The sequence below is a fragment of the Exiguobacterium sp. s183 genome, from assembly GCF_018617655.1.
GTDB lineage: Bacteria > Bacillota > Bacilli > Exiguobacteriales > Exiguobacteriaceae > Exiguobacterium > Exiguobacterium aestuarii_A.
The window spans coordinates 582729-600427 of sequence record NZ_JACSKN010000001.1 but is presented as its reverse complement, the minus strand read 5'-3'; the positions used below and the strand labels follow the sequence as shown (position 1 = coordinate 600427).

The 17699-nt window shown below is 46.6% G+C and carries 22 protein-coding genes; 8 read left to right on the top strand and 14 right to left on the bottom strand.

The genetic code is table 11. The features are described from left to right. Positions 1 to 105: 105 nt before the first annotated feature. From KNP62_RS03130 to KNP62_RS03120, 3 genes are all read left to right on the top strand, one after another. Positions 106 to 330, top strand: a complete 225-nt coding sequence (locus KNP62_RS03130) for an excalibur calcium-binding domain-containing protein (RefSeq protein WP_427373281.1) — start codon at positions 106 to 108, stop codon at positions 328 to 330. A gap of 131 nt (positions 331 to 461) precedes the next feature. Continuing rightward, positions 462 to 1016 carry a helix-turn-helix domain-containing protein gene (locus tag KNP62_RS03125; protein WP_214782990.1) on the top strand — a complete coding sequence of 185 codons (555 nt, stop codon included), beginning with the start codon at positions 462 to 464 and terminating at the stop codon, positions 1014 to 1016. After that, entirely contained in the window at positions 1009 to 1962 is a 954-nt protein-coding gene (locus KNP62_RS03120) for an alpha/beta hydrolase (protein WP_214782987.1), read from the top strand. The genes KNP62_RS03125 and KNP62_RS03120 overlap by 8 nt, the downstream gene beginning before the upstream one ends. Before the next feature lie 14 nt (positions 1963 to 1976). Here the strand turns inward: KNP62_RS03120 and KNP62_RS03115 are convergent, their stop codons facing one another. Next, positions 1977 to 2813, bottom strand: coding sequence for an alpha/beta hydrolase (locus tag KNP62_RS03115; RefSeq protein ID WP_214782984.1), 837 nt, complete (start codon positions 2811 to 2813; stop codon positions 1977 to 1979). Positions 2814 to 3004: 191 nt separating this feature from the next. Here KNP62_RS03115 and KNP62_RS03110 point away from each other — a divergent pair, with 191 nt between their 5' ends. Beyond that, positions 3005 to 3763 (top strand): glucose 1-dehydrogenase, encoded by a 759-nt coding sequence (locus KNP62_RS03110; RefSeq protein ID WP_214782981.1) that lies wholly within the window; start codon positions 3005 to 3007, stop codon positions 3761 to 3763. A 16-nt stretch (positions 3764 to 3779) separates the two neighbouring features. Here KNP62_RS03110 and KNP62_RS15720 read toward each other — a convergent pair whose 3' ends face one another. From KNP62_RS15720 to KNP62_RS03090, 4 genes are all read right to left on the bottom strand, one after another. Continuing rightward, a complete protein-coding gene (locus KNP62_RS15720; protein WP_353047516.1) occupies positions 3780 to 4130 on the bottom strand; it encodes a helix-turn-helix transcriptional regulator in 351 nt (116 codons plus the stop codon). Positions 4131 to 4770: 640 nt separating this feature from the next. After that, on the bottom strand, positions 4771 to 5100 hold the full coding sequence (locus tag KNP62_RS03100) for a hypothetical protein (protein WP_214782974.1): 330 nt from the start codon (positions 5098 to 5100) through the stop codon (positions 4771 to 4773). 74 nt (positions 5101 to 5174) lie between these two features. Then, positions 5175 to 5558, bottom strand: a complete 384-nt coding sequence (locus KNP62_RS03095; protein ID WP_214782971.1) for a hypothetical protein — start codon at positions 5556 to 5558, stop codon at positions 5175 to 5177. Between the two features lie 24 nt (positions 5559 to 5582). Further along, positions 5583 to 5843, bottom strand: coding sequence for a DUF1294 domain-containing protein (locus KNP62_RS03090; RefSeq protein ID WP_214749089.1), 261 nt, complete (start codon positions 5841 to 5843; stop codon positions 5583 to 5585). Between the two features lie 208 nt (positions 5844 to 6051). Here KNP62_RS03090 and KNP62_RS03085 point away from each other — a divergent pair, with 208 nt between their 5' ends. Beyond that, positions 6052 to 6834: a LysM peptidoglycan-binding and 3D domain-containing protein gene (locus KNP62_RS03085; protein WP_214782968.1), complete on the top strand. Its 783-nt coding sequence runs from the start codon at positions 6052 to 6054 to the stop codon at positions 6832 to 6834. 47 nt (positions 6835 to 6881) lie between these two features. Here KNP62_RS03085 and KNP62_RS03080 read toward each other — a convergent pair whose 3' ends face one another. Then, entirely contained in the window at positions 6882 to 8102 is a 1221-nt protein-coding gene (locus KNP62_RS03080; protein WP_214782965.1) for a cation:proton antiporter, read from the bottom strand. Between the two features lie 109 nt (positions 8103 to 8211). On the opposite strand from KNP62_RS03080, the gene cls reads away from it, so the two are divergent. Then, a complete protein-coding gene (gene cls / locus KNP62_RS03075) occupies positions 8212 to 9678 on the top strand; it encodes a cardiolipin synthase (RefSeq protein WP_214782962.1) in 1467 nt (488 codons plus the stop codon). A gap of 41 nt (positions 9679 to 9719) precedes the next feature. On the opposite strand, the gene KNP62_RS03070 is transcribed toward cls, so the two are convergent. From KNP62_RS03070 to KNP62_RS03050, 5 genes are all read right to left on the bottom strand, one after another. Continuing rightward, on the bottom strand, positions 9720 to 10697 hold the full coding sequence (locus tag KNP62_RS03070; RefSeq protein ID WP_214782959.1) for a hypothetical protein: 978 nt from the start codon (positions 10695 to 10697) through the stop codon (positions 9720 to 9722). Next, positions 10694 to 11722, bottom strand: coding sequence for a DUF58 domain-containing protein (locus KNP62_RS03065; RefSeq protein ID WP_214782956.1), 1029 nt, complete (start codon positions 11720 to 11722; stop codon positions 10694 to 10696). The genes KNP62_RS03070 and KNP62_RS03065 overlap by 4 nt, the downstream gene beginning before the upstream one ends. A 1-nt stretch (position 11723) precedes the next feature. Further along, positions 11724 to 12632 (bottom strand): AAA family ATPase, encoded by a 909-nt coding sequence (locus KNP62_RS03060; protein ID WP_214692405.1) that lies wholly within the window; start codon positions 12630 to 12632, stop codon positions 11724 to 11726. Between the two features lie 116 nt (positions 12633 to 12748). Continuing rightward, positions 12749 to 13447, bottom strand: coding sequence for an amino acid ABC transporter permease (locus KNP62_RS03055; RefSeq protein ID WP_214692406.1), 699 nt, complete (start codon positions 13445 to 13447; stop codon positions 12749 to 12751). A gap of 9 nt (positions 13448 to 13456) precedes the next feature. Further along, positions 13457 to 14305, bottom strand: a complete 849-nt coding sequence (locus KNP62_RS03050) for a transporter substrate-binding domain-containing protein (protein WP_214760938.1) — start codon at positions 14303 to 14305, stop codon at positions 13457 to 13459. A gap of 260 nt (positions 14306 to 14565) precedes the next feature. Between KNP62_RS03050 and KNP62_RS03045 the strand changes: the two genes are divergently transcribed. Next, the gene (locus KNP62_RS03045; RefSeq protein WP_214782953.1) at positions 14566 to 15120 is read left to right on the top strand and encodes a GNAT family N-acetyltransferase; all 555 of its coding nucleotides are present in this window, start codon (positions 14566 to 14568) and stop codon (positions 15118 to 15120) included. A 110-nt stretch (positions 15121 to 15230) separates the two neighbouring features. Here KNP62_RS03045 and KNP62_RS03040 read toward each other — a convergent pair whose 3' ends face one another. From KNP62_RS03040 to KNP62_RS03030, 3 genes are read right to left on the bottom strand one after another with little or no spacing between them, the layout of a single operon-like run. Continuing rightward, positions 15231 to 15683: a GNAT family N-acetyltransferase gene (locus KNP62_RS03040; protein ID WP_214782950.1), complete on the bottom strand. Its 453-nt coding sequence runs from the start codon at positions 15681 to 15683 to the stop codon at positions 15231 to 15233. A 15-nt stretch (positions 15684 to 15698) separates the two neighbouring features. Further along, positions 15699 to 16412 (bottom strand): MBL fold metallo-hydrolase, encoded by a 714-nt coding sequence (locus tag KNP62_RS03035; RefSeq protein WP_214782947.1) that lies wholly within the window; start codon positions 16410 to 16412, stop codon positions 15699 to 15701. Positions 16413 to 16423: 11 nt separating this feature from the next. Beyond that, positions 16424 to 17041, bottom strand: coding sequence for an NUDIX hydrolase (locus tag KNP62_RS03030; protein ID WP_214782945.1), 618 nt, complete (start codon positions 17039 to 17041; stop codon positions 16424 to 16426). 129 nt (positions 17042 to 17170) lie between these two features. Here KNP62_RS03030 and KNP62_RS03025 point away from each other — a divergent pair, with 129 nt between their 5' ends. Continuing rightward, positions 17171 to 17677 carry a DinB family protein gene (locus KNP62_RS03025; RefSeq protein ID WP_214782942.1) on the top strand — a complete coding sequence of 169 codons (507 nt, stop codon included), beginning with the start codon at positions 17171 to 17173 and terminating at the stop codon, positions 17675 to 17677. The last annotated feature ends 22 nt before the right edge of the window (positions 17678 to 17699 follow it).

Below are 17699 nucleotides of genomic sequence, written 5' to 3'. Positions count from 1 at the left end.
ATCCACTCATTCAATGATAAATATCACACAAAATCACCCGATATAACTTGTAAGAGGAGGGATTTGATGAAAAAAGTCTCACTGGCATTATCGACGTTCATTCTTATGATTGGATTGACGGCAACACCGACAGAGTCGGTCGATGCAGCGGCGAAACGCTTCAAAAACTGCACGGAGATGAACAAAGTGTATAAAGGGGGCGTGGCTAAATCAAAGACGACCAAAAACAAAGGTGGAAAGACGCGTTATAAACCTTATGTCAATAAAGCCTTATATGACGCGAATCAATCAAAAGACCGCGACAAAGATGGGATCGCCTGTGAACGGTGATCATAAAATCATGCATCGCATCAGCCGCCATACGAGGGCGGCTTTTTGTATGGACATAGACAACGGTTCGACCACATGATATTATCATAAATAATAACATTATCAAATATGATAACATTGAGGTGTAATCAATGAATCAAGATGTCTTAAAAAGTTTATTGAACCCAATTCGCATGAAAATCTTTCAACACGTTCTGATGAATGAAGGAGTCACGACCGGAGACTTAGCAAAAGCACTTCCCGATGTGCCTCAAGCGAGCCTCTATCGCCATATCAACAAAATGGTACAAGACGAGATTTTATCTGTCATGAGCGAAAATAAAGTTCGCGGGGTGTATGAGAAAGTGTATGCGATTCAAAACAATCCGTTGACCAGTATCAACAAGATTGTCGAGGAGGAAGACCGAGAACAACTGTATATGGTCTGTTACACGTTTGCGATGTCACTGCTCATGGATTTCGGCAACTATCTGAAGCGCGACTCGATCGACCTCCCAGAAGACAAAGTCGGATTCCGGAGCATCCCGCTCTACCTGTCCGATGCCGAAAGTGACCGATTCTTGAAAGGTCTTTATGACTTATTAGAAGATGTGTTGGACCATGAGTCATCCGAAGAACGCACGTTACGAAAGTTCTCGTACGCGTTCATGCCGGTTGAAGAAAAGGAGGAGATGGATGATGTATAAGCAAGAACAGGTATTCATTCAAGGGGAATCAACCATCGCGGCTACAATGACGACTCCACATGATGGCCAGTCGCCATTTCCAGCCATAATCCTTATCGGGGGGACAGGTGGATTGGACCGCGACGGGAACGGGACTGGCTTCAAGTCGAATCTGTATAAAGACCTGGCAGAATGGCTGACGACGAAAGGTTTCGTCACGTTACGCTTTGACAAACGTGGCATCGGCAAGAGTGGGGGAAATCGGAATACCGTCGGTCTGACAGGACTCGTGGACGACGTGGCAACGATGATTCGTTATCTGAAATCGCTTGACCATGTCTCACAAGACATCTTGCTGCTCGGTCATAGTGAAGGATGTATCGTCGCGACGCTCGCTGCTGAACGCGAGTCGGTTTCCGCCCTCATCCTGTTGTCCGGGGCCGGTGTGGCCTTGAAGACGAGCATGCAGGAGCAGGCACACTTCTTACTCGATGAAGTAAAGCGTACGAAAGGAATCAAAGGAATGCTACTCCGACTCAGCTTGAACGAGAAGTCGGTCATCGGAAAGCAACAAAAACTGTTCGAACGTGTCACAGCGACGGACCAGGATACGATACGGATCCAACTGATGAAATTCCCTGCCAAATGGTTACGGGAACACCTTGCGTATACGGATGAGACGCTCCGGGATCGCTTGGTTCAGTTGAATGTACCGACACTTGCGCTGACAGGGGATCGAGACGTTCAAACGGACGTCCATCATCTTGACGAGCTCGATGCACTTCACGCGGAACATATCGAGGTACAAAAGATTAGAAACATGGACCATATGTTGAAACATTTCGACGGTGAGATGAGCATTCTGGACGTGAAAAAACAATATCGTGTACAACTCACTGAGCCGCTCCATCCCGAGCTTCAACACCAACTTCATGAATGGCTAAAGCGCCACGACTGGACATCCTGACAAACTGTCTTGTTTTACGTATGTAAGAACCGCTCAACGTGTTCCATCGAGAAATGACGACTCCACTGGACGAAGTGCCCGCCTGGGACGGCAATCAATTGAACAGAGGGATGAATTTCTCGTTCCGCTCGTTTGACATGTTGAAGCGTCCGTTTCGCCTCCTTCAAATCAATACCTGTGAAGTCCGCATAATAGAGTTGCGTCGGGACTTTGACCCGTCGGAACAACTCCTTAAAGTCCAGTCCGTCGTATCCGAACAATAAATGTAGGCCACCGGTCGACAAACGAGCGCGCTGTTCGAAAGTTGTTCGAATCATCGGTGTGGATTCTACTCCAATCCGTCGACAGAACAATTGGAATCGTTCCTCAGAAAATACGGAATCACTCTTGTTCATGCGAGCTTCAATCGAGTTCATGAGGCGATTAGAGGAACTGTGATAGAGCAATCGTAAAAGGGGGAAAGCGAATCCGAATATGCCATATTCACGAAAAGGAATCATGGCATTCGGTTTATGACCTTGGTCAAGGAGAATCAACCGTCTGACCTGGTCTGGGTAATGGACCGCATAAGCTAGCGCGATGGCACCCCCCATCGAATGTCCGATTAACCGAATGGACTCCAATTGTCGTGAAGTTCGGTATGCTTCGACCCAATCTGCGAGCACTTTGGAGGTCGCATATGTATGTAGTCCTTCACTCTCACCAAAACCAGGTAAGTCTAACAGGTGGATTTCAAATTGTTTATGTAAGGCTTCGACAAACTGTTGTCCTTGAGACCCAGTAAATCCGCCACCAGGAAGGAATAAAATAGGATCACCTTGACCGTGGATGGTTGCTTTGAATTGTCTCACGTCATCTCTCCTCTATATAGAATGCGATAGAATGCGTTCCATTCAAGTATAAAGATGATTGGAAATCAATTGAAGAAATTTCGCCATCTTTCTCACGATGTTCGTGAACAAATGAGGGTATAACTTAGTGATAGATAGCTTTCTATCATCACGCATCATATATGCTCTTATGTTTAAAGGAGGAATGATGGATGAAACTTTCGGGGAAAACAGCAATCGTCACCGGGGCCGGATCTGGTATGGGGCGGGCCATCGCTAAACTCTTCGCGAAGGAAGGCGCGCGGGTCGTCGCATTCGATATGAATGAAGATTCTGTGCAGGCAGTGGTTGAAGAGATGAAGACGGGAGGTGGGGATGTCGTCGGCATCGCTGGTAACGTCACGAATCAGTCAGATATCGACCGTCTCGTGGATACAGCGAAAGAAACGTTCGGGTCGGTCGACATTCTCGTCAATAATGCGGGCATCATGGACAACTTTATGACGGTGGGGGAAGTGACGGATGAACTGTGGGAACGGGTCCTTGCTGTCAATTTGACCGGACCGATGAAATTAGCCCGCGCCGCCATTCAAGTAATGGAAAAACAAGATAGTGGCGGGGTTATCATCAACAATGCATCTGTCGGAGGATTGTTCGGCACTCGCGGAGGCGCAGCATATGTGGCATCGAAACATGCCTTGATCGGGTTGACGAAAAATATCGCAGCGACCCATGGGACACTCGGTAAGATTCGTGCAAATGCCATCGCGCCGGGTGGTGTCAACACGAATATCGGTTCGACCATCACCGCTCCGAGCGAACTCGGGATGCGTGCCATCCAAGGTGCAGGGGAAGCACCGATGGGTGAGCCCGAACAAATCGCGAACGTCGCGCTCTTTTTAGCATCGGACGATTCAAGTTTTGTAAATGGCGATGTACTGAAAGCGGATGGTGGTTGGACGGCAAGATAAACGAAAAGAGCCGGAATCATTCGGCTCTTTTCGTTTGGTATTTTTTTCGATAGGCGAGCGGGGTGATCGAATGATGTGCTTTAAATGTCTGGACGAAGTGACTGACTGATGAGTATTCGTATAATTGAGCTGCTTCAGCAATTGATATTTGTGTCGTAAGTAAAGTATTCGCAGCATTGTGCATACGAACTGACTGGATGTATTGAGAAGGAGAAGTACCTAGATATCTAGTGAATAAACGACAACATTCACTTTTGCTTAAATTGTTATGATCAGCTAACTGGGTTAATGTAAGCCGCGAATATTTTTCTGAATGAATCGAATGAAGAAGATTCGTGACACGATTTAGTGAATTAGAACGATACATCGGCTCGTTCATTCGTTGGATTCGATGGCGCCACACAACAGTTAAGTGAAGGAGTGAATCAAACAGTGAAAAGTCATCGTTTGATAATAATCGATCCACTGCTTTCCCAGCCGCTTGAAGTGCGGTACAATCTTGCTTCTGATTAGAATCATACATGTAGGGTGGATAATGGTTCTCTATATACGGTCGAACATATATGTCTTCTAATAGTATTGATAGTGTTCCTTGTGGAGTAAAGGAGATTTCGTATACGCGGCTCATTGATGTTGAGAGACGTATCGAATAGAATTGATTCGGTCCAATCATACAACCTGACTTGGGTGTAAGTTGATAACGAATCCCGTCAATTGATAAGTCACATTCGCCGTCTATTACCCAAACTAAATGGAATTGTTTCGAAACATAAAAATGAGAAGTAGGGCAGTGTGAAGAGTCCCATATTGTTGCGGACGGATATTGAGTCCCTTCCAATGGATCACCTCAAAATCATGATATTTTTTAATGAGTTATACCGGGACATAAGGAATAAAACCGAAAATCATGCCAAAAATCATACATTTTTCTAGACTGAACGAATGATAATTGAACCAGTTTCTTCTATATTACTGATCAATCAATCTGCAGTTCACTCTTAACTCTGTCAATTGTACGGATATTCTGGTCTGATATATGTAATGATTGTTAAAATCGCGTCATTATAGCCTGCGAGTTTATATTGAATGGATTCATCTTGGTGTTCAGATGTCTTGAATGAATCAGTTACTGAATCCAGCAACGTTAGATACTTGTTAATAAATTCATCTTCATACATAACCGTAACATCTTCTAACATTTGTTCGAATGCTGATAGCTGTCCTTCGTCATACGATTGATAGTAGGCTTTATCAAATATTGTCTGCTTATAAATAAACATGATTTCTCTCTCAATCATGTTTGCTAAAGTGAACCTCGACAACAATTCATTCTCCAAATATCTTCCCTCCATAGCTTCTATCGAATGATTCCGAAACCTATAAAAAGTTTTCATCAATCAGACTCTTCAAGTCAGTACAACAAACCCTCAAAGTAATCTTCTAACGCAATACAGAATTCGGGATCAATACAAGATAAGATATTGATGACTGCAGTAGTATAGCCGTTCAGATGATCAGCCTGGCTTCCACTCGAAAATTCACCCACTTTATATCGCTCATTCAAATCATCCATCTCTGTTAGGTATTTTTCTAAAAACTGATTCTCTTTCATCTCAATGACATCTGATAACATACTACGTAGAGCCAGCAACTGGCCTGTTTGAAAATCAATTAGCCGTCCTACTTGTAAATCGTTCACAAACAAATCTTCAAATACTTTGTTCGTCTCAACAAATTGAATTTGTCTCTCAATCACATCTATGATCGTGAATGAAGATAGTTTCGTATGACTCACTAGAGTATCTCCTTCATAATCGATTTAAAAGATGAGCCACCCTGTAAAAGCCGCATGGACGAGAATCGCAACAGGTACCCCAATCCGGAATTTAGGCTTCAATGTCTTATGTCGGAAGATGCGCATTGCCAAATAAGCACCGAATGCCCCACCAATCCATGCCATCGTCAATAACGTACGCTCTGAAATGCGCCAAGCCCCGACCCGAGACCGTCGTTTATCGACAAAAAATGACACAAACGCTAGTAAATTAGTCACAATGTAATATAGCAGTAATAGTTCCAAAGACCAAAACCTCCTTATTTCTCTCTTCATTATATCGTAAAACGGCTCTATAAAGCCGTTTTTATGGATTAAAACAATTTTCTGAATCCTCTCATCCCCATGAATTGTTCTGTAAATGAACTGATATGACTCTCATATCGTCCTGTAATCGCTGTGAAATATAGAGGTGTTACAGTAAGGGGGCGTTAGAAAAGGGAGGAATATTCTTATGAAAAAACCACTATTGACACTAACGGCACTCGCTGGCCTTAGTTTAGGAGTCGCTGCTCCAGCTTCGGCAGCATCAACACACACAGTTCAGTCTGGAGATACACTCTATCGTATCGCCGTGAACAACAACGTCTCTGTAAACGACATTAAACAAGCGAACGGCTTAAACTCAAATATGATTTACCCGAACCAAGTCTTGAAACTTGGAAAGGCAGAAGCAAAAGCTTCTACTGCATCTAAAACGTATACAGTTAAATCAGGTGATACACTTTATCGTATCGCATTGAACCACGGGATCTCTGTTAATCAATTGATGACTTGGAACGGTCTTGATTCAGATCTTATTTTCCCAGGACAAGAGTTCGCCGTGAAAGGTGCAGCAGCTGCATCGGTAGCGAATGATGCGAAAACATCAGCACCGAAGACTTCAACATCAACACCTGTTACAAAAACAGCATCGTCTACAACGCAAACCCAAGCTCCGGCTTCAGGTAAGACAATGACTGTTGAAGCAACAGCTTATACACCATATTGTGCTGGATGTTCTGGTATCACAGCGACAGGTATCGACGTTCGTTCGAACCCTAACCAAAAAGTCATCGCAGTCGACCCTTCTGTCATTCCGCTCGGCTCTAAAGTATGGGTTGAAGGATACGGAGAAGCAATCGCAGGAGACACTGGTGGTGCCATCAAAGGTAACAAAATTGATATCTTGATGCCGACACAAGAGCAAGCGCTCAACTTCGGTCGTCAATCAATCACAATCAAAGTCTTGAACTAATTCAAGCTCATCAAAGACACTGCCATCGGGCGGTGTCTTTTTTGTGCCTAGCCCTTTTCCCAAGGATTCTTCACTTTCGTCAAACCTAATCGTTTGGCGAGCGGCTTAATCGTCAATCCATGCAAGGCGACCGAGATAACGACGAGACCGAGCGTGGTCGGGAGCATCCGTTCTGCGTCTTCAATCCCCAGTTCCGCAATCTCTTGTGCAAAAAATGCTGTCACCGTCATGGCGACGATCCCACGTGGGGCAATCCAACTGATGAGCGCCCGCTCCTTCGTCGTCAAAGGGGAGCCGACTAAAGAGGTTTGCACCGAGACGGGGCGGACGATGAATAAAATTCCTAGAATCGATAAGAGGAGCGGCCAGTCGAAGATGGCAAGTAAACTGTCGCGGGTCAAACTCGCGGTCAGAATGATAAACACGGTCGAAACGAGCAAGATAGAGATATTTTCTTTAAACTCGCGAAGTTGTTTCAAAATGTGGAGATGTCCATGTTTGGAGTTCGCCATCGTCAATCCCATCGCCGTCACGGCCAATAACCCGACCTCATGCATGACCCATTCGCTGATGGAGTAGACGAGAAGGACACCGGAGAACGTCAACGTCGTCCGTAAATATTCTGGGACTTTATCATTTCCGAATAGACGAATGAGTAAATGTCCGACGGCGATTCCAAAGGCGACGGCCACGATACAGGACCAAAAGAACGGTAGATGGCTCGCAAGTCCCTCATTCTGATACAAAATAAATCCAAACCGAACGACGAACAGCGCAATCAAAGCGCCGAGTGGATCGACGATGATTCCTTCCCACTTCAATACTTTTGAGGGGCGAACCGATAAGTTTGCTTGACGTAATAACGGGATGATCACGGTCGGTCCTGTCACGACGAAGATGGCGCCGAGTGTGAAGGCGGGTAACCAATGAAACTCACCAATCCAAATCATTAAGATAGATGTCAGGATAAAAGAAATGAAGACACCGACGGTAACGAGTCGAAAGATTGGTTTTCTTAAATCATCGATCTCTTTAAACTCGAGACTGAGACTGCCTTCAAATAAGATGAGCGCCACGGCAATCGAGATGAGCGGGCTATATAAATCACCCAAAATCAAGTCTGGTTCTAACCATCCGAAAATCGGACCGACCAAAATACCCGCAACCGTCATGATCAAGATGGCCGGGAAGTCAAAACGCCATGCAATCAACTGCGAAAGTGCGCCGATGAGGACAAGTAAGCTGAATCCGATCATCATGTCTTCCATAAACATCCTCCATTTCATTACTTCTTCATATATGTATACCCACATCATGAAAAACATCTGCTAAGATTGCCCGATTTCGGGTAAGAATTGAAAGAAAGGGAGGGATACGATGGAAGTAACAATCGGACTCATCATCGTCATCATGACATGGCTCATCTTATTACTTAACCTCACGTTTGCCATCACCATCATCTTTTTTGAGAGGCGAGACATCGGTACGACGTGGGCATGGCTGCTCGTTCTCTTCTTCTTACCACTCATCGGCTTCTTCGTGTACATCTTTTTCGGCCGACTGATCAAATCTCAAAACTTTTATGAAGTCGAAGAAGAGAAACGCGAAGCGTATCACCACCACGTCGAAGAACAACTCGATCAACTCGACCGTTCGCTCGCCCCGTTCAATCATCCAATTCTTTTGAAATATCGTCGTCTTGCTCGTCTGAACCTCGTGTCGACGAATGCACTGATGTCATTCCATAACGATATCACTGTCCTGCACGACGGAACGGAAAAATTTGAGAAGATGTTTCAAGATATCGAGAGCGCGACGAAAGAAGTCAATATTCAATATTACATCATCCAAAACGACCCGCTCGGTCAGTCGTTAATTCGTCTGTTAACGGAGAAGGCGAAACAAGGGGTACGCATCCGTCTCCTTTATGATGCGGTCGGATCGAGAGGGTTAAGACACAAACACTTTAAGGATCTACTCGCTCACGGCGGAGAAGTCAAATCGTTCTTCCCGTCCAAACTCGGCATCAATTTCCGCGTCAATAATCGAAATCACCGAAAACTCTGTATCATCGACGGGGAACTTGGCTATATCGGGGGTTTTAACGTCGGGGATGAATACCTTGGAAAAGATGAGCACTTCGGCTATTGGCGTGACGTTCACTTACGAATCTCCGGCGACGCCGTCAAGGAACTGTTAGAACGGTTCATTTTAGATTGGAATCGCTCGGTCCCGACAAAAACGAAGGCTCAGAAAGACGACTTTGTCTGGCCGACGGAGGGAATCTCACATCACGCTTCACCGGTTCAAATCGTGACCTCAGGACCGAACTCCTCGACGGAGCACCTGAAGAACATGCTCGTCAAAATGATCACTCAGTCAAAAGATTGTATCTATATTCAAACACCGTACTTCATACCGGATGCGAGCTTCCTTGATGCCTGTCGGATTGCCCTTATGGCAGGCACCAAAATCAAGCTGATGATTCCAAATAAGCCGGACCATATGTTTGTCTACTGGGCAACTTATGCGAATGCGGCGGAGCTTGTACGCTATGGGGCCGAGGTCTTCACATACGAAGAAGGATTCCTCCATGCGAAAACTCTTGTTATCGACGGAGAGGTCGCTTCCATCGGGACGACGAATATCGACGCGAGAAGCTTTCGTCTCAACTTTGAAATCTCAGCGCTCGTCTTCGACCGAGATGTCGCCCAGTCCGTCATCGATGCATTCGAACGAGACGAGTCGAATGCCGAACGTTTGACGATTGAACGATACGAGTCGAGGACTCGCTGGATTCGTTTCAAAGAGAGCGTGTCACGCCTGCTCAGTCCAATCCTATAACGCGAAACATCCGGTAGAGGAAATTCCTCACCGGATGTTTTTTAACGTTTCTTCAATTGTGCGACAAGACGCTCGAATGACTCATTGACGTCTTTTGGAGCTTCCTTGTCTCCATATTCCGCCGCCTCTAACCATTCAGCGTATAAGGCATGGTTCGTAAACTCAATTCGTTGTAGCCAGTCAGACACCGTCTCCTCACGCAGACGTGGTTGCACTTGTTCGAGCTTCCGACCCGTTTCAAGGAGCTGGATTTGCCGTGGCGAGCGGACGATTCGTTTATCTGAGAGCGTTTGGTGATGAATACTCTTTGGAATCATCCCGTCTTCCTGGATGTCCTTTCGCTTCTGTAAATAGAAGAACAAACCGACACCAATCAATAGCGTGACGACAAAGATGCCGATGAAAAAGAGTGACTCGTTCGAAGCGGACTGGAGTAATGTCTCCTGTGACACTGTCTCTGCATCGATGTTTGGGTTGTCTGGCACGAGGAAACGGTTCACACGGTCATTCGGATCGAGTGTGATGCCGTCGAACCAGCTGCCGATCCATAAGAAGAAAGGACTGATCCAGGCGATGACATTCCCAAACAACAGCTCTTTGATCGTACGGATGATGAGGGAGACGGCTAACCCGATTCCTAGCCCGAGAGCAAGCATTGTCACCATGCGCTTATAGTCACGACGATAGTAAAGATTCCGCTGCCAAATCAAAAAGATGAACGGAAAGAGCACCATCGCGAGCGGCTGGGTCGCCGGTGGGAATAACCAGTCGGCCACTAAGAACAGGACACTCGCCATCGCGTAACGGTCCGTCCAATCCAACGTTCGGATAAATGCATGCACGTACGTGAAGATCAAAAGCAAGATGCTCATCTCATAAGAGAAGTACAGGGCACCGATTGAAAGGACCGTCTGCACGATAAGCTGTGTGTTCCGAGGGAGGCGTAGCGTCAATAAAAAGAGAAGCGGAAACACGTGACCGATATAAAATGCCGCGAAGACCCACCATAACCATCTCATTGACCGTCACCCCCTAACCGTAAGATCGATTGATTCCCGCTATACTTGGCAACTTTTCGTTCGAATAAGGAGCGTGCCAATGGAAAATCGCTTTCCGACAGACAGGCGAACGTCGTCATGATCTTACGGAAATGCATCTCGCCACTTCCTGGAGGTAGGTCGTATGTGATTCCGTCTTTCGTAAGCGTCGGGACGATGAGACCGTAACTCGCGTTCTCTTTCTCGAAATCGCGGCATAGGGCTGCCGCTTGTGAGATGAGTCGCTCCATCTGATAGGTGAGGGCTCGTCCGTCTTTCGTCAACAAATCAAGGACGATCACATACTCATTCGCTTGGACCGGTTGCTCTGTGCGGGCAAGCAGTTCCCCTGTCTTTGCATAAGCGGACCAGTACAACTGTCGCATCGGTTGCCCGTGATACGGGGTAACCGACTGGAACGTTTCCGGATCACGATAGGCGCTATGTCGGACCATCTCTTCACCAGGGAGGGTAGGTGGCCGTTTCGGGATCGGATACGGTGAAAACTCTGGGAACACATAACCGATTCGGGGAAGTGTGTCTTCCTTGTATAGAGAGAACATACGAAGCGGGTCACGAATTTCCATCCCGATTGCCTCAAGACGGATGGGGCCGCGCTTCTTGGCATGGAGCGGGATGGTAAAGTCGACGGTTGCATTCGTCTCGACAAAGTTCTCCTGGCGCCAAAACGCGTGACCTTCCGACTCGACGGTCGGATGTAAATAACCGGATAGACGTACGACTCCGAGTGGTACTTTTGCAGTGGATATGAGTTTTAACACGTAGACGGCGTCGTCGTTCGGGAATAGTTTTAACTCCTCGGTGAGGTCGACATGCACATGCTCCGCTAACCGAAACATGAAAGCTGGCATGACCAAGGCATAGAGACTGAAGCCGATCAATAGGCTCGCGATCAAGACATTCCCATATAGCGCAGTGAAGACCCCGACGACAAACAAGAGCCACATGTATCCGGATTCGAGATAGCGTGGGCTGACTAACTGCATCTTACACCTCTGATGGGACCGGGATGGTCTCGAGTACAGATTTGATGAGCTTCGTCGGTTTCGTCTTCAAGGAAGCTTCGACCGTCAAGACGATTCGGTGTCCTAGAATCGGAAGAGCGAGCGCTCGGATGTCTTCTGGTGAAACGAAGTCTCGTCCTTCCATATAGGCATGTGCCCGAGCCGCCATCGTATAGGCAAGGGTCGCTCGCGGACTCGGACCCACCTCGATATCCCGGTGGTGACGGAGTGACTCCATCAAATCGAGGAGATAGTCCTCCATCGCCTCATGGAACTTCACGTCGCGTACTTCTTGTTGCATCTTCAACAGCTCGTCACGTTGAAGCGAGAATGGCTCTGTCGACAGATGCTCATTTCGAATCAAACGACGCTCTGAATCTCGTGACAGGGGCGCAAGTGTCAATTTGAACAGGAATCGATCCAATTGTGCTTGTGGAAGCGGAAATGTTCCTTGCCCATCGAACGGGTTTTGTGTGGCAATCATAAAGAACGGTTCCGGTAATTGAAGTGACACTTCCCCGAGCGTCACTTGACGTTCTTGCATCGCCTCAAGTAAGGCCGATTGCGTACGCGGTGTCGTCCGATTGATCTCATCGACGAGAAGGATAGAAGTAAAGATAGGTCCTGTCCGACGTTCGAACGCCCCCGTTGTCGGATTGAACAATTCCATTCCTAAAATGTCACTTGGTAATGTATCCGGTGTACATTGGACACGCTGAAACGTCGCCGATACGGAACTCGCGAGACTTCGGGCGAGAGTCGTTTTTCCTGTTCCTGGACGGTCTTCCAGTAACACGTGTCCTCCTGATAATAATGCGATCGAAGCAAGTTTGATTGCTTTTGATTGCCCGATGACTTGATCATTTAAATGTGAAACCCATGGATGCACCATTCAAAATCCCCCTATATTTTTCTGATAATTAAGAAAATCATAGCATAATCGACGATTGAGGTGTGCGGAAAATCCGACGATAATCTAAAAAAGACCGACCGGCATGCGCCAGTCAGTCATCGTTTTGGAGAATCTAAATATCGTTCGAAATGACGCTCGAGCCACTCTTGGAAAAACGACATGAACGTACAAATCGCCCAGTAAATCAATGCCACGACGATATAGACCGTCATATAATCAAACTCACGACCCCCGACGATTTTTGCTTTATTGAAGATCTCCGGGACAGTGATCATCGCCGCAAGAGAACTCGCTTTGATCAAATCGAGAAAGACGTTCGAGAGCGGGGGAAGGGCGATCCGTGTCGCCTGAGGTAGGACGACACCTTTGAGCGTCAACCATTTCCCCATCCCGAGCGAACGGGCCGCTTCCACCTGTCCGTCATCAACCGCACGAATCGACGAGCGGATAATCTCGGCGATATAGGCGGCAGAGTTCAAACTAAACCCGAGAATGGCTGCCGTCAATGCGGCAAACTCGATGCCGATGAACGGGAATCCCGAATAGAGGATGAACAAGATGATCAGAATGGGCACACCACGCATGAACGAGATATAAAATGTCGATGGATAGCGAAGGAGTCGCGTCGGAGACAACTTCCCAAGCGCCAATATCAGACCGAGCACAAGACCGAAAAACATGCTCGTAAAGGAAATCCAAAGCGTGTTCGGTAATCCACCTAACAGATAAGGGAACGACTCGATGGCTAGGTCTACGTCAAAGATGGCGTCCCATTTGATGTCTGAGAACGTCATATCATTTCCTTACTTCGTCTCGACGATTGTCGCGTCCACATCAGGTTCAACCGAGACGTCCGCCCCGTTATAGAATTGCTCTGACAACTCTTTGACCGTACCGTCCTCGAGCATCTCTTCTAATACACGGTCGATATTCTCTTGAAGCTCGTCGTTTTCGTTATCCATCAAGAATGCGACCTCTTGTGGGTTATAAGCGATATCAGGGTGAATCGTGATATCAAACTCTGGGAAGAAGGCGAGCGCAAGCGTTTGAAGATAGTAATCGTTCAAGATGACATCGGTACGTCCTGTCGAGACATCACGCAAGTACTGGTCGTTCGTCGCATTGTCATAGATGACTTCTTCAGCTCCGTATTGACGTGCCACATCCATGAAGACGGTCGTCGCTTCACCAGCGGCTTTTTTGCCTTTCAAATCTTCAAGCGATTCAATGCCTGAAAGGTCACTCTTGCGAACGATGGCTGTTCCGTATGTGTACTTATACGGTTTCGAGAAAGCGAACTTTTCCTTGCGGTCTTCGGTGACCGAGATATCATTCGCCGCTACGTCGATTTGACCGTTTTGAACGCTTGTCAACATGTTGTCAAACGCCATTTCTTTGAACTCGACTTCAAGCTCGAGGCGCTTCGCGATCTCTTTCATGAGTTCCACGTCAAAACCTGTCAACGTATCACTCTCTTCTTCACGGAAAGAAGCGGGGTAGAGCGTACCAGCCGTTCCGACTGTCAACGTTCCTTCTTCTTGAATTTCTTCCCAACGTGTCGTATCTGCTTGATTCGTGCTATCATCACCACAAGCGGCAAGTGGGATTGCTAAAAACAATGTTGCTGCCAAACCTTTTGTTGTTCGTTTCACAAGAATTCCTCCTTAGATGCTTCATCTGTCTAAAAATAGCATGAGTTCACCGGTCTAGCAACTGTGAAACACGTATTAAACAGATTCAAGTCACATTTGAAACGTTTATTCATAAAGCGCTATCATTCCGTTGAATGCGAAATTCATTTCTATAATACAGATATCACTGATTAATGAAACAGGTTTTCAACTGACATAACAACTAGGTTACTCGAAATGAACAAATGGAGGTAATCCTATTATGAAAAGAGGTGGAACGGATGAGTCGTATTCAACTAAATGTACTAAATGAGTCACTTATCAATCAAGTGAATGACGCGAATGACCCATTTCCAATCATCGGTCGAATCATCCCAAGTTATATGAACGGAGAATGGACATATGTAGAAGAACTTTATGATAACAGAAAGGAAATATCATTCCCAGACGATCAGATTGATTGGCGACATTACATGGAACGAGACAATCGCGTCGTATATTTAGCGATGGACAATGATGAGTGTGTCGGGCAAATTCGACTCGTGAAAGATTGGAATCGTTTTGCATACATAGAAAACATCGCGGTCAAAATGACGTACCGTAAGCAAGGAATCGGAAGAATGTTGCTTGAAAAAGCCGAACGTTGGGCCAAAGAGAAAGAACTGATCGGATTATCTCTTGAGGCGCAGAACGATAACTTAATTGCATGTCGCTTTTATAGAAAAGAGGGATTCCATCTCGGAGGAGTCGATACAATGAAACAACACGCGAATCCACAGATTGATTTGACCTTGTATTGGTACAAGATTTTCGAAGAAGGGGGCAATCATAAATAGAGTATTTTCATACTCTTTTTTTATTAGTTTACATAACATATATTATCAGTAAAAATAAAGACTCATCTCATTATCTTAGTATACTTATGATAGTGAGATGAGATAGAAATTTAAGAAGAGTGTGTATATCGAATTAATGTGACACCGGGTTCTGGTTCAAATTCAGTACTTCGCACAAATCCGAGTTTCGTATATAGACGCTTGGCGGGCCCGTTATGCTTGCCCGTGTGAACGTAGACGAGCTGCCCTTTATGAATGCTTAACACATGCTCAAGTAGCGTCGTCGCCAGTCTCGCCCGGAAATATGTCGGATCAATACAAAGTTTTGTGATCTCCACCGTATTTTCGGATGCTTCAATGGTGACAAATCCAATCAACCGCTCCTCAACATACAATCCATAGCTCGTACCTGGCAAGTTTTGAATGACATCAATCGTCTCATATCGTGCCGGAATTTCGTCAAATCCGAGCAATTCCGCTTCAACGGCATATGCGTTCCGCTGAATCTCGAGCATCTGCTGGGCCTGTTCGAATTGATGGATTGGGATTTCTTTTAGTTGCATCGTCTCATCCCTCCATTATCGAGTAAACTTTCTCGCCTGTTTGCGTTTCGCCCGCTTCAGTGCTAAATAGAGACGGTGTGTCCCTTTGAGTGGCGGACCATGCCCGACAAACGTCAGGAGCGGTGACAAATCGACCAGCCGCTCCGCACTCTCTACAGCAACGGATCGGTTCCATGTCGCAAGACCAGGCAGCGGGAACAACGGACGGACGTCCCCTGCCACTGCGGCCCCTCCCTGCGACTGAAAAGCGTCTCCGGCGAATAACACCCGATTCGTTTCATCGTAAAATGCAATCGAACCTGGTGTATGTCCACTTGCGGCAAGGACACGTAGACCAAATAGCCGCTCACCTGGATCTAACAACGTATCCGGTGTAGAACGGATCGTCGGCAAGGAACCCCGTATTTTGTGTTGTTCTTCCTCATCTAGTGAACGGTCTCCTGATAGTAAGCGGGCATCACGCCGGGAGATGAACAATTCTGCGAGTGGATGTTCCGCTTTGATGGCATCTACCCCACCGACATGGTCTCCGTGGGCATGCGTCAATAAAATGGCAAGGAGTGGTTTGTCGAGTTCTTCAATATACGACAGTATATGTGCCGTATTCCGATTTAGCGCCGTGTCAATCAAGACGAGCCCGAGTTCATGTTCGATCAGCTGGACGTTGATCGGAAGAACGGGAGCGTAAAAGGTTAGTTGATGGATATGTCCATATCGTCTCACTTTCATCGAAAATCCTCCTAATCGAATAAGGTGGTCCAGTCATCTTCTTGCCAGTGCGCGTCGAAGCACATATGAATCTGTTCGAGCGTGTTTCGGGCAAGGGAGAGTTCTGGTAAATGGTCGCGTTCAAAGAACCCGACATCAGTCGTCTCTACGCCGGCAGCGCCTTCCCCGTCACCGATTAATGCACACTCGATGAAGAGTTTGTAATAGTGCTCAGAGAGTGGCGGGTGTGGATGTTCGTGCATATCAAATAAGGCGAGTAACCGCACCGGAATGACATCCAAGCCGGCCTCCTCTTCTACTTCTTTGATGATATTAGCAGCAGGAGAACGGTTCACCTCACAGAAACCGCCTGGTAGTGTCCATAACCCGTCTGACCGCTCCTTGACGAGTAACAATCGGTCTCCTTTGAAGACGACGCCTCGTACATCGAGCTTCGGTGTCGGATACCCTTGAACATGGGTCAATTGTGAGATGGCCTCGTTTGATAAGTCTGAATGTCGTTCAAACATCTCTTTTGCGATTTCTTGGAGCTCTTCATATCGTTCTCGGTCATATTGATCACGTGTGAACGTCAGACCGGCCTGAGACAGCGCCTGAATCCGTTTCGCCCACGTCAGCCATTGAGACATATAGATCCCCCTATCATTTGTCCTACATGTTTCTTTCGGCAAATCGTTGCGTTCTCCTTTTTAGTTTTATATTCCCCGAAGACTCGGACAAGTCACGTATACTGAAAGAAAACAGAGGAGAGATACAACATGAATCGTTATGAACTGACTCATTTCAAAGAAACTTTGTTGAATTATTCAGAACCTGACTTACGGTATAAATGCTCCCCTACGATTTGGTCAATTGGTCAGATGTACGATCATATCATGTTGGTCGCGAGTGAGTATTTAGATGAAGTCGACCGTTGTCTTCAAGAAGACGGCAAACTCGGTGGGGAGAAGACGCCATTTGGGGAGAAGTTGTTCCGAGAAGGTGGATTTCCTCCAATCAAAATCGAACTCCCTCCCGAGATGAACCAACCACCTAACAATACCGATACGAATGAGCAGTTACTGGAGCGAGTGACCGCCTTGATTTCAAGGATGGATGCGTTAAAAACCCGTCTAGGCGACGCCACAGACGATTGGAAGACCTTTCACGGTGGATTCGGCTGGTTGAATGCGAGAGAGTGGTTCGAGCTTGTCGAGATGCATACACGGCATCACCGTCGACAGCAACAAGAACTAGAAGGATGGCTAACACAAAAAGACCTGTGAGCGGCGATTATGCCGATGCACA